Source organism: Serratia liquefaciens (assembly GCF_027594825.1).
Lineage (GTDB): Bacteria > Pseudomonadota > Gammaproteobacteria > Enterobacterales > Enterobacteriaceae > Serratia > Serratia liquefaciens_A.
In genome coordinates this window covers 2,938,924-2,950,951 of record NZ_CP088930.1, presented here as the reverse complement: position 1 = coordinate 2,950,951, position 12,028 = coordinate 2,938,924, and the positions used below count along the sequence as shown (strand labels likewise).

Genomic DNA, 12,028 nt, shown 5'->3' with positions numbered 1-12,028 from the left:
CGAATAGCCAAACGCGTTTACTGATCAGTAATTATTTAAGTTTAGGTAGAAATCGCCATGAAACGCACTTTCCAACCGTCCGTATTGAAGCGCAACCGTAGCCACGGCTTCCGTGCTCGTATGGCAACCAAAAATGGTCGTCAAGTTCTGGCCCGCCGTCGTGCGAAAGGCCGTACTCGTCTGACTGTTTCTAAGTAATAAAAGCTAACCCGCTGAGTGGTTAAGCTAGCTTTTCCCAGGGAGTTACGTTTGTTAACTCCCACTCATTTCACTTTCGTCTTCCAGCAGCCACAACGGGCTGGCACGCCGCAAATCACCATCCTCGGCCGCCTGAACCAGCTGGGGCATCCCCGCATCGGTCTTACCGTCGCCAAAAAACACGTCAAACGCGCGCATGAACGCAATCGGATCAAACGCCTAACCCGCGAAAGCTTCCGCTTACGTCAGCACGAGTTACCGGCGATGGATTTTGTCGTGGTGGCCAAAAAAGGGATAGCGGATTTGGATAACCGCGCGCTGACGGAAGCTTTGGAAAAATTATGGCGTCGCCACTGTCGCCAGGCTCCCGCATCCTGATCGGGCTGGTGCGGGCTTACCAGCTCGTCATCAGTCCGCTGCTTGGGCCTCGTTGTCGCTTCCAGCCGACATGCTCTCATTACGCAATTGAGGCATTAAGCAGGTTTGGCATGATAAAAGGCAGTTGGTTAGCATTGAAACGCGTATTAAAATGCCACCCCTTGAACCCAGGTGGCGATGATCCCGTGCCGCCGAAACCCGACGATAACAGAGAACACTAACGATGGATTCGCAACGCAATCTTCTCCTCATCGCTCTGCTGTTCGTGTCTTTCATGATCTGGCAAGCCTGGCAAACGGACAACGCTCCGCAACCAGTCGCCCAGACCACGCAACAGACTTCGAACACTGCTACCGGTGATGCCGCAAGCTCAGCAGTTCCAGCCAGTGGTCAGGGTAAACTGATTACCGTTAATACTGACGTGCTGTCGCTGACCATCAACACCCGTGGTGGTGATATCGAGCAGGCTAAACTGTTGGCTTACCCGGACACTCTGGGTTCATCGACGCCATTCCAACTGCTGGAAACCACACCGTCATTTGTTTATCAGGCGCAAAGCGGCCTGACCGGCAGAAACGGTCCGGATAACCCGGCAAACGGCGAACGTCCTCTGTACCAGGCGGCGCAGGACAGCTACACCCTGCCGGAAGGCCAGGAAGAGCTGCGCATTCCGCTGACCTTTACCGGTAAAGACGGCGCAATCTACACCAAGACTTTCGTGCTCAAGCGTAATCATTACGCAGTTGCTGTTGACTACAACGTCGACAACAAAGGCACCACCCCGCTGGAACTGACCCTGTTCGGCCAACTGAAGCAGACGACCGAGCTGCCTAAGCACCGTGACACCGGCAGCAACAACTTCGCTCTGCACACCTTCCGTGGTGCGGCGTACTCTTCCAGCGAAGACAAATACCAGAAATATGCGTTCGATAAGGACGAAAACCTGAGTGTCACCACGCAGGGCGGTTGGGTTGCCATGCTGCAACAGTACTTCGCCACCGCATGGGTACCGGCAACTCAGGGCAGCAACACCTTCTATACCGCCAAGCCTGGCGACAACCTGTCCACCATTGGCTTCAAATCTACTCCGGTAGTGGTGCAGCCTGGTGCGCAGCAGCAGCTGAATGCCACCCTGTGGGTGGGTCCGGAACTGCAGGACCAGATGGCCCAACTGGCGCCGCACCTGGATCTGACCGTGGATTACGGTTGGTTGTGGTTCATCTCTCAGCCGCTGTTCAAATTGCTGAAGTTTATCCACGGCTTTATCGGTAACTGGGGCTTCTCCATTATCATCATCACCTTCATCGTGCGTGGCATCATGTACCCGCTGACCAAAGCGCAGTACACCTCGATGGCCAAAATGCGCATGCTGCAGCCAAAACTGCAGGCGATGCGTGAGCGTATCGGTGATGACAAACAGCGCATGAGCCAGGAAATGATGGCGCTGTACAAGTCTGAGAAAGTGAACCCGTTGGGTGGGTGTTTGCCGCTGGTTATCCAGATGCCAATCTTCCTGGCGCTGTACTACATGTTGATGGGCTCGGTTGAGCTGCGCCATGCGCCGTTCGCCCTGTGGATCCATGACCTGTCGGCGCAAGACCCGTACTACATCTTGCCAATCCTGATGGGCGTGACGATGTTCTTCATCCAGAAGATGTCGCCAACCACCGTCACTGACCCGATGCAGCAGAAAATCATGACCTTTATGCCGGTGATCTTCACAGTGTTCTTCCTGTGGTTCCCGTCAGGTCTGGTGCTGTACTACATCGTCAGTAACCTGGTGACCATCCTCCAGCAGCAGCTGATTTACCGCGGCCTGGAAAAACGTGGTCTGCACAGCCGCGACAAGAAAAAGACCTAAGCGTATTGTAGGGGTTCGGCGCGCTGAACCCTTGCAGCAAAAGATAAGAGGCGGTCATTAAGACCGCCTTTTTGCATATTGAATCGTCAGAGAGAATCACTATGAGCACCACCGATACCATCGTAGCCCAAGCCACCCCGCCGGGACGCGGCGGCGTCGGCATTTTGCGTATTTCCGGCCGTGGCGCCAAAGACGTAGCCCAGGCCCTGCTCGGCAAACTGCCGAAGCCGCGTTACGCCGATTATCTGCCCTTCCGTGATGCCGAAGGCGCCACCCTGGATCAGGGCATCGCGCTGTGGTTTCCGGGCCCGAACTCGTTTACCGGCGAAGACGTGCTGGAACTGCAAGGCCACGGCGGGCCGGTTATCCTCGATTTGCTGCTCAAACGCGTACTGGCGCTGCCCGGCGTGCGTATCGCTCGTCCCGGCGAGTTTTCCGAGCGTGCCTTCCTTAATGACAAACTGGATCTGGCACAGGCCGAAGCGATTGCCGACCTGATCGACGCCAGCTCTGAACAGGCGGCGCGTTCTGCCATGAACTCGCTGCAGGGGGCGTTCTCCACCCGCATCAATCAACTTGTGGAAGCACTTACTCACCTGCGAATCTACGTAGAAGCAGCGATCGACTTCCCGGATGAGGAAATCGACTTCCTGTCTGACGGTAAAATCGAAGCGCAGCTCAATGGAGTCATGGCCGACCTGGACAACGTACGCGCAGAAGCGCGTCAGGGCAGCCTGCTGCGCGAAGGGATGAAAGTGGTGATCGCCGGCCGTCCTAACGCCGGTAAATCCAGCCTGTTGAACGAACTGGCCGGTCGCGAAGCGGCTATCGTCACCGATATCGCCGGCACCACTCGCGACGTGCTGCGCGAGCATATTCACATCGACGGCATGCCTTTACACATCATCGACACCGCCGGCCTGCGCGAAGCCAGCGACGAAGTGGAGCGTATCGGTATCGAACGTGCGTGGAACGAGATCGAACAGGCCGACCGCGTGCTGTTCATGGTCGATGGCACCACCACCGTGGCGACCGAGCCGGCAGAGATTTGGCCGGAGTTTATGGCCCGCCTGCCACATCGTCTACCTATCACCGTGGTGCGCAACAAAGCCGACATCACCGGTGAAACCTTGGGTATGACAGAAGTAAATGGTCACTCACTTATTCGCCTATCGGCGCGTACCGGTGAAGGTATCGACCTGCTGCGAGACCACCTGAAGCAGAGTATGGGCTTCACCAGCAATATGGAAGGCGGTTTCCTGGCGCGCCGCCGCCACCTGCAGGCACTTGAGCAAGCGGCCCAGCATCTGGTCGAGGGCAAAGAACAGTTAGTGAGCGCTTACGCGGGGGAGCTGCTGGCCGAAGAATTGCGACTGGCGCAGCAAGCGCTGAGTGAAATCACCGGCGAATTCACCTCCGATGACCTGCTGGGACGCATTTTCTCTAGTTTCTGTATCGGTAAATAAGCGGCGGTAACGCAACGACCGACCTATTCACGGCCAGGACAAGCCTTTGTTCTGGCCGTTTTTCTTTGCCCCGCTCTGCGCCTTGGCTCACAGAGCCGTCACAACCCTCTACGATATACTGGTGGGTCAGGGATCCCTCTCAGGAACGAGCAAAGATGGCATTAACCTTCAAGGTGCTGCTGGAAAACCGCCGCGCCGCCGGCGCAAATCCGTCACTGCTGGCCAAGGCCGGATTAAGCCTGCTGCTTCAGGATGAAACTGCCAGCGTTTTATTTGATACCGGCCCTGATAGCAGCTTCCTGCACAATGCACGGCTGATGGGCGTCGATCTCTCCACAATAACCGCAACCGTGCTCTCTCATGGCCACTATGACCACTGCGGCGGCGTCCCCTGGCTGCCTGACGACAGCCGCATCATCTGCCATCCGCAGATCGGCGACGAGCGCTATGCGGCGCTGAAGGTGCTGGGCCACAGCCGAAAAATCAAAAAGCTCTCTTTGGATATCGATTACTCACGCCACCGCATGGAGTACAGCCGCCAGCCGCTGCCTATCAGCGATCGCTTTATGTGGTCAGGCGAAATCGCAGTACCCGCACCGCGCGCTTATGGGGTGATTGCCGGGGAAAATGCAGGGGTGGATTATGTCATCGACGAAGGCGTGCTGATTTATAAATCCGATCGCGGACTGGTGATTATTACCGGTTGTGGGCATCGTGGGATCATTCACATCGTGCGTCACTGCCAGAAAATCACTGGGATCGATCGGATCCACGCGTTGATCGGCGGTTTTCATCTGCGCTGCGCGTCGCCGCGTACGCTATGGCGGGTAAGGCATTTTCTTCATCAGCAAAAACCAGAGAAATTAATGGGCTGCCATTGCACCGGAACCTGGGGACGCCTGTGGTTACCGGAGATGGTGTCACCCGCGACCGGAGACACTTTCGTGCTGGAATAAGACGCTGACAAGCCAGCTGGTTTTCGCCTCCTGCCACGTAGCATGGCAGGAGAGGTAACCGACAAGCGACCTCTATCTCTCCCCCCTTACCAAAATTCACCTAAGCTTAATCTCAGCGATTTCCATCAAAGAGATAAGAAAAAATGAATGAACCACTGGATTTACTCGGCGTTGGCCTGGGCCCGTTCAACCTCAGCCTGGCGGCGCTGGCCTATGAAAGTGGTGCCCTTAATTATGCCTTTCTCGATCGCAACGCCAGCTTCCGCTGGCATCCCGGTATGCTGTTACCTTCCGCTTATATGCAGACCTATGTCCTGCAGGACCTGGTCACCGCGGTAACGCCTCGCAGCCAATTCTCCTTTATCAATTACCTGGTCGAGCAGAAAAAAATTTATCGTTTTTTGATCACCGAACAGCAAATCATCAGTCGCGAAGAGTTCTCTGATTATTTGAGCTGGGCCTGTAATAGATTAGAAGGGTTACAGTTTTCCCAGTCGGTTGAAAGCATTGATTTTGACGATGACAAACAGCTGTTCGAAGTACGCACCCTCGACCAAACCCTGTGGGCGAAGAATATCTGTCTGGGCACCGGCCACGATCCCTGGCTGCCGGCCGAATTTTATCCGGCGCTGGGCGAAAACTGCCTGCATGCCGCCGAAATCGCCCTTCGTAATCCGGATCTGACCGGTAAGCGGGTGGCGGTAATTGGCGGCGGCCAAAGCGGTGCCGATATTTTTCTGAATGCGCTGCGGGGTCACTGGGGCGAACCGGCCCAGCTCGACTGGATTTCCCGTCGGCCCAATTTTCAGCCGCTGGATGAGTCAGCCTTCACCAATGAATATTTCACTCCGGAGTACGTCGATTATTTTTATACGCTGCCGCAGGACATCCGCGAGCGCGAACTCAAGACTCAGAAACTGCCGGCCGACGGTATTAGCAACCATACGTTACGTACTTTGTACCGGGAGCTTTATATGCGTTTCGATGTGATGCACCAGCCGCGCAACGTGCGTCTTTTGCCGCATCGCACGCTGCTGGCGATCGAGCCGACGGGCAAAGGGTTCCAATTGCGAACCCGACACGGTCTTGAAAATCGCCAGGAAGGATTTAATGCCGATGTCGTCATTTTAGCCACCGGTTATCGCCCTTCACTCCCTGCCTATTTGAAACCCCTGTTGCCACGCATTCCTTTCGACGACCAACAACACTTGCCGTTACTGCCCGATTTTAACCTCGAATGGCAGGGGCCTGAGCAGAATCGCATTTATGCGGTGAATGCCGGTATCCACAGCCACGGCAGCGCGGAAGGCGGGCTCAGCCTGATGGCCTGGCGCTCAGCACGCATTCTCAATCATCTGCTCGGTAAACCCCATTTTGATCTGGCGCCAAACGCCTCGCTGATCCAATGGTGGAGTGACGCTGCCCCGGACAATGATATTACTCAAACAGATAAATAGGATAAAACGCATACTGTTTTTTGATGATAAATCCTCGACTTATGCTTAATCTAACTCCCCTGCGTTTTCAGCAACCCCTCTGGTATGGAGTGAGTAATGGCGTGTCATTTTGCCCGATGGATCCCCACGTCCACCGCACTGGATACCCGGAGACTCTCCGCCGAGATCGTCGCTGCTACCGCTGCTTTTTCCGTTAAACGCCGCCAACGCTTTCTGCAGGGGCGCATCCTGCTCGCCGAAATGATGTTTTATCTCTACGGCCTGCCGACATTGCCCCCCATCGCTACCACCCCGACCGGTCGTCCCTGTTTTGTCGATAACCACCTGCCTGATTTCAGCCTGGCCTACGCCAGCGATACGGTCGGGGTTTTGTTAAGCGATGAAGGCAAGGTGGGGCTGGATATTGAAGTCATGCGCGCCCGGGGCGGGCAACAGAAAAGACTGCAAGACCAATTTCAAACGCCGGCGGAAAGTGCCTGGATCAGTGCGCAATACGATCGGCTGGAGGCGGAAACGCAGCTGTGGAGCATCCGTCAAAGCGTGTTGAAAATTTCCGGCCTGGGTAACAGCGGGCAATCGACGCTGCTGCTGCACCCTTTTTCCGGTCACCTGCGATCCAGCATCACCCCCCAGGTTCAGGTGATGAGCGATGCCGACGAATATCTGAGCTGGGCTTGCGCGCGCGAACCTGTTCTCGAACGCTTGGTATGTTGGCAGTATGAAACCCATAAAGGCCTGCAGAAAAACGGCGAGATCTCTCCACGCGCACCGGCCAGTTCCACCCGCTTTATCAAACTGACCAGCCTGTCACTTAACCGCTGACATCAACCGCTTACCCTGCGGCGAAACCCTGAGATAAAACTTTCTTTAACGCATAAATTTCTGCATAAAACTGTAAAGTCAGCTAAATATTCAGCAATCATCTATTCTCTCCTGCAGCTTTGCCCTACTATCTCCTGATGTTCTAAGCTGAATCTGTTCATTCGAAAGGGAGAATCACCATGTCAGACCAAGCATTAAAAATCGTTACCCTGCTCGGCAGCCTGCGTAAAGGCTCGTACAACGCCATGGTCGCCAATGCCCTGCCGGGCCTTGCGCCACAAGGCGTCACCATCGAAGCGCTTCCTTCAATCCGTGATATCCCGCTGTACGATGCCGATGTGCAACAGGAAGAAGGTTTCCCTGCTGCAGTGGAAGCGATCGCAGAGCAAATCCGTCAGGCGGACGGCGTTATCATCGTTACCCCGGAATATAACTACTCGGTGCCGGGCGGGTTAAAAAACGCCATCGACTGGCTGTCCCGCCTGCCGAACCAGCCGTTAGCCGGTAAGCCCGTAGCCATTCAGACCAGCTCTATGGGGCCGATTGGTGGCGCGCGCTGCCAGTATCACCTGCGCCAGATCCTGGTGTTTCTCGATGCCATGGTGATGAACAAGCCGGAATTTATGGGCGGCGTGATCCAGAATAAAGTGGATGCTCAGGCTGGGGAGTTGATTGACCAGGGCACGCTGGACTTCCTGACCGGACAGCTGTCCGCATTCAACGATTATATTCGTCGTCTGAAATAAACGCCTTTTACAGACGCCTTCGGAGAAAAATTAACTGAAGGCGTCACACCAACGAGAGATCTACCTATAACCCATTAAAAATAAAGTCATTAAATTATGTATTTTTTCATATTAGCCATATTACTGGCTTTCATCACCAGACCACTATTAGCCACAGAAATGCGTTATCCCGCCGGAGAAGAGCCGATCGAGCTGCCGGTACATAGCCCGTTGAATGCCCAATATCCACGTACCGCACAGGGCCAGGAAGACAAAAGGATTGCGGCCATGTCGCTGTACCTGACGCTGATGCGTGAAGACGGGCGGAACATATGGGCCCCCTATCAACTGGCGGCCTCTTCGGCGGAAAAGGGCCAAACCGAATTGGCTGAACGCTATCTGCAACTGAGTGCCGATCGCGGGTTGTGGTATTACTACAACCTGTTGGAGGACGACGCCTTCAATAGCATTCAGCACAGCAGGACCTATCAATCAATTTTGGCGGTCACCAAAGCCCGTTACCTGCAACATGCGCATTGGTACGAAGGCAAAGCCAGCTATGCCATTCCTGAAGGCACACCGCCTGCCGGTGGCTGGCCAACGGTGGTGTACCTGCATACCTACGGCAAGAGCGCCGGTATCACGCCCGAAGAGCGTTTGTTGTTTAGCGAGATGGGCGTGGCCTATGTCGAGATCAACGGTACCCAGATGCTGTCGGAGAACAGCTTCCGCTGGTCAAATTACAGTGACGAAAGCACTCAAAGCGCGATCCAGCGGGCTTTGCAGCCGGCCGCGGAGTTAAAGCTCAATCCGCAACGGATCTACCTGACCGCTCGTGGGCAAGGAGCGCTGCACGCCGCCAATCTGCTGGCCAAATACCCGCAGCTTTATGCAGGCGCGATGCTGATCGCCCCCAATGGTGAGATCAAGCAGGCTCAGCAATCGCTGGCGGCCAATAAGCGGTTGGTGGTGGCATATTACGATCGGCAAAACTTCAGCGATCAGGCGCTGGCGATGCATTTCGCCAATTTGTTCAGTGAGAATAACCAGGTTGAAACGCTGCATTTTTCTCAGGGAGAGGATCCTGACGGCGGCTGGCGGGCCCGTTTTAAACGGCCTTTACAGTGGATGTTGCAGCAGGCTCCCGATGCGACGCCGGGTGCCTAAAAGATAACAGGGCCGACCAGCGTCGGCCCTTGCCGTATTAATGGCCGTCTACAAACACAATTTTCAGTACAAACAACAGCGCCACTACCACCACGCATGGGCTGATTTCGCGCCAGCGACCGGTCCCGAGCTTCATCACGCAGTAGGAAATAAAGCCAAGCGCAATACCTTCGGTGATCGAGAAGCTGAACGGCATCATGACTGCCGTGACGAACGCCGGAACGGCTTCGGTCAGGTCATCCCACTTCACCCGCGCCAGGCTGGAGGTCATCAACACGCCAACGTAGATCAGCGCGCCGGCTGCGGCATAAGCCGGCACCATACCCGCCAGCGGCGACAGGAAAATCACCAGCAGGAACAGGATGCCGGTTACCACGGCGGTCAGGCCGGTACGGCCACCGACGGACACCCCGGCGGAACTTTCAATATAGGCGGTAACCGAAGAAGTGCCCACAAAGGAACCGGCTACCGAACTGATGCTGTCGACATACAGCGCCTGCTTCATGCGCGGGAACTTGCCCTTGTCATCCGTCAGCCCGGCCTTGTCGGTCACGCCAATCAGGGTGCCTGAGGAGTCGAACAGGTTGACCAGCATAAAGGAGAAAATCACCCCGGCCAGGCCAATATTCAACGCCCCAGCCAGATCAACCTGACCCACTACCGAGGTAATGTTCGGGGGCATCGAGAAGACACCGCCGTATTTCACATCCCCCAGCGCCCAACCGATCAGCGTAGTGACCACAATAGAAATCAGCACTGCCGCATGGAAATTGCGTGAAGACAATACCGCGATGATAAAGAAGCCCAGCGCGCCGAGCAGCACGTTGTGCGAAGTCAGGCTGCCGATGGTCACCAGCGTGTCCGGGTTAGCCACCACAATACCGGCGTTTTTCAGCCCCATCATGCCGATAAACAGACCGATACCGCTGGTAATGCCCACCCGCAGGCTCATCGGAATATTGGCAATCATCCAGTAGCGGATGCGGAAAATGGTCAGCAGCAATAAGCCGACTGCCCCCCAGAAAATGGCGCCCATGCCGATCTGCCATGAGATGCCCATCGCGCCGACCACCACAAACGCGAAGAACGCATTGAGGCCCATCGCCGGTGCCAGCGCTACCGGCAGGTTCGCCAGCAGGCCCATGAAAATGCTGCCGAAAGCGGCAATCAGACAGGTTGTCACGAATACTGCCTGCGTATCCATGCCCGCCGCGCCCAGGATTTGGGGGTTAACGAACACGATATACACCATGGTCAAGAAGGTAGTAATACCGGCAATCGTTTCCGTACGCGCCGTTGTGCCATGTTGCTTGAGTTTAAACACGCGCCCAAGCAAGCCTTGCTCGACGTCAAGGCCAGATACTGGTTTGCTCATTATCAGAATTCCGAAGAGGGGAATGGACAGTCGCCGGCTATCCTATAACAAAAAGTCAGGGTTTTGACGCCGCTCACAGGTTTTTTTCGCCGTCTTTACGGCTATAAATCCCAACAGGTTGTATTTGCTGATATTCATCGGAAAATCAGGATTCAGCAGTCGCAATCCTGCCTGATGCGGTTAAAGTGGCATTATCGCTGTTGACTCGAAGGACACTGACCCTGATGAACCAGATTGACTGTATTTTGTTTGATTGCGACGGCACGCTGGTGGACAGCGAAGTGCTGTGCAGCAAAGCCTATGTGCACATGTTTGCCCACTACGGCATCCACCTGTCGCTGGACGAAGTGTTCAGAAGATTCAAAGGGGTGAAGCTGTACGAGATTATCGAACAGGTTAATGCACAACAGGGCACCACGCTGGCAAAAGAGGAGCTAGAGCCGCTGTACCGTCAGGAAGTGGCCCGTCTGTTCGATAGCGAATTGCAACAAATCGCCGGGGCGCGTGAACTGCTGGCGCAGGTGAAGGTGCCGATGTGCACCGTTTCCAACGGCCCGGTCAGCAAGATGCAACACTCACTCGGCCTGACCGATATGCTGCACTATTTTGATGACCGGTTGTTCAGCGGCTATGACATCCAACGCTGGAAGCCGGATCCGGCCATTGTGTTCCATGCCGCCGAAAAAATGCAGGTGCCGGTGGAACGCTGCATCCTGGTGGATGATTCCGCCGCCGGCGCGCAGGCCGGGATCGCCGCCGGGATCCCGGTGTTTTACTTCTGCGCCGATCCGCATAACCAGCCGATCGATCACCCTTTGGTCACCGCATTCGACGACCTGGCGCAGTTACCGGCGCTCTGGCGTGAACGCGGCTGGCAGCTGACTAACTAGCCGGCAACGGCGGTTTATTGCGCCACCAACGCCATGACCGTTTTACAGCCCGGGTCTGCGGGCTGTAGCGGCGATTGACCGCATTGGCCAGCAGATCCAACGCCAGGCAGAACACGAAGTACACTAACGCGATAAACAGGAATACCTCCATCGGATACACCATGCTGCGGTTGTTGACCTGGGTCGCCAGAAAGGTCAGTTCGCCGACGCCGACGATATAGGCCAAGGAGGTGTCCTTAATCAGCGAAATCCACTGGTTGATAAACGACGGCACCATCATGCGCAGCGCCTGCGGCAGGACGATCAGCCACAGCGTTTGCCAGCGGGTCAGGCCCAACGATAACCCGGCCTGCCACTGCCCCGGCCCGATGGCGGCAATGCCGGCTTTCACCGCATGCGCCAGATAAGCGGAGGCGATCAACGCCAGAGCGCAAACCACCGTGGTAATTTCCGGAATATCTACGCCAAAAACGATGGGCAGCAGGAAATAGGTCCAGAAAATCAGCATGATCACCGGAATTGCGCGGAAAAAGCCCAAAACCGCCGCCAACAGCCCGGCCACCACGCCGCGTGACATCGCCAATGCCACTCCCAGCAGCGTGCCGAGAATAGCCGAAGCCACCCCAGCCATCAGGCTGATAGCCAGTGTCAGCGCCGCGCCCCCCAGCGGCCCATCCGGCCAGGTGCCCCACAGCAGATATCCCAGGTTGTCGTAAATGATGCTGAAATCCAT

The 12,028-nt window shown here is 55.8% G+C and carries 13 protein-coding genes; 11 read left to right on the top strand and 2 right to left on the bottom strand.

Annotated features, from left to right (window positions below; translation table 11 throughout):
- The first annotated feature begins 57 nt into the window (after window positions 1-57).
- The 10 genes from rpmH (at window position 58) to LQ945_RS13370 (ending at window position 9,030) form a co-directional block, all read left to right on the top strand.
- The gene (rpmH, locus tag LQ945_RS13415) at window positions 58-198 is read left to right on the top strand and encodes a 50S ribosomal protein L34 (RefSeq protein WP_004093983.1); all 141 of its coding nucleotides are present in this window, start codon (window positions 58-60) and stop codon (window positions 196-198) included.
- An 18-nt stretch (window positions 199-216) separates the two neighbouring features.
- The gene (rnpA, locus tag LQ945_RS13410) at window positions 217-576 is read left to right on the top strand and encodes a ribonuclease P protein component (protein WP_004950547.1); all 360 of its coding nucleotides are present in this window, start codon (window positions 217-219) and stop codon (window positions 574-576) included.
- Complete coding sequence (gene yidD / locus LQ945_RS13405; protein WP_012004505.1) at window positions 540-797, top strand: membrane protein insertion efficiency factor YidD; 258 nt, start codon at window positions 540-542, stop codon at window positions 795-797. The genes rnpA and yidD overlap by 37 nt, the downstream gene beginning before the upstream one ends.
- Before the next feature lie 2 nt (window positions 798-799).
- Window positions 800-2,437 carry a membrane protein insertase YidC gene (gene yidC / locus LQ945_RS13400; RefSeq protein ID WP_262241687.1) on the top strand — a complete coding sequence of 546 codons (1,638 nt, stop codon included), beginning with the start codon at window positions 800-802 and terminating at the stop codon, window positions 2,435-2,437.
- Between the two features lie 101 nt (window positions 2,438-2,538).
- Window positions 2,539-3,903: a tRNA uridine-5-carboxymethylaminomethyl(34) synthesis GTPase MnmE gene (mnmE, locus tag LQ945_RS13395; RefSeq protein ID WP_270100955.1), complete on the top strand. Its 1,365-nt coding sequence runs from the start codon at window positions 2,539-2,541 to the stop codon at window positions 3,901-3,903.
- A 155-nt stretch (window positions 3,904-4,058) separates the two neighbouring features.
- A complete protein-coding gene (locus LQ945_RS13390) occupies window positions 4,059-4,859 on the top strand; it encodes an MBL fold metallo-hydrolase (RefSeq protein WP_044554292.1) in 801 nt (266 codons plus the stop codon).
- A 143-nt stretch (window positions 4,860-5,002) separates the two neighbouring features.
- Window positions 5,003-6,316: a lysine N(6)-hydroxylase/L-ornithine N(5)-oxygenase family protein gene (locus tag LQ945_RS13385; RefSeq protein WP_044554291.1), complete on the top strand. Its 1,314-nt coding sequence runs from the start codon at window positions 5,003-5,005 to the stop codon at window positions 6,314-6,316.
- 96 nt (window positions 6,317-6,412) lie between these two features.
- Window positions 6,413-7,138: a 4'-phosphopantetheinyl transferase family protein gene (locus LQ945_RS13380; protein ID WP_044554290.1), complete on the top strand. Its 726-nt coding sequence runs from the start codon at window positions 6,413-6,415 to the stop codon at window positions 7,136-7,138.
- Between the two features lie 179 nt (window positions 7,139-7,317).
- Entirely contained in the window at window positions 7,318-7,884 is a 567-nt protein-coding gene (locus LQ945_RS13375) for an NADPH-dependent FMN reductase (protein WP_270100954.1), read from the top strand.
- A 96-nt stretch (window positions 7,885-7,980) separates the two neighbouring features.
- Window positions 7,981-9,030, top strand: a complete 1,050-nt coding sequence (locus LQ945_RS13370; protein WP_270100953.1) for a hypothetical protein — start codon at window positions 7,981-7,983, stop codon at window positions 9,028-9,030.
- A 37-nt stretch (window positions 9,031-9,067) separates the two neighbouring features.
- Here LQ945_RS13370 and LQ945_RS13365 read toward each other — a convergent pair whose 3' ends face one another.
- Entirely contained in the window at window positions 9,068-10,405 is a 1,338-nt protein-coding gene (locus LQ945_RS13365) for an NCS2 family permease (protein ID WP_270100952.1), read from the bottom strand.
- A gap of 224 nt (window positions 10,406-10,629) precedes the next feature.
- Here LQ945_RS13365 and yieH point away from each other — a divergent pair, with 224 nt between their 5' ends.
- Complete coding sequence (gene yieH, locus LQ945_RS13360; protein ID WP_270100951.1) at window positions 10,630-11,295, top strand: 6-phosphogluconate phosphatase; 666 nt, start codon at window positions 10,630-10,632, stop codon at window positions 11,293-11,295.
- On the opposite strand, the gene LQ945_RS13355 is transcribed toward yieH, so the two are convergent.
- A complete protein-coding gene (locus tag LQ945_RS13355; RefSeq protein WP_270100950.1) occupies window positions 11,288-12,028 on the bottom strand; it encodes an amino acid ABC transporter permease in 741 nt (246 codons plus the stop codon). The genes yieH and LQ945_RS13355 overlap by 8 nt on opposite strands.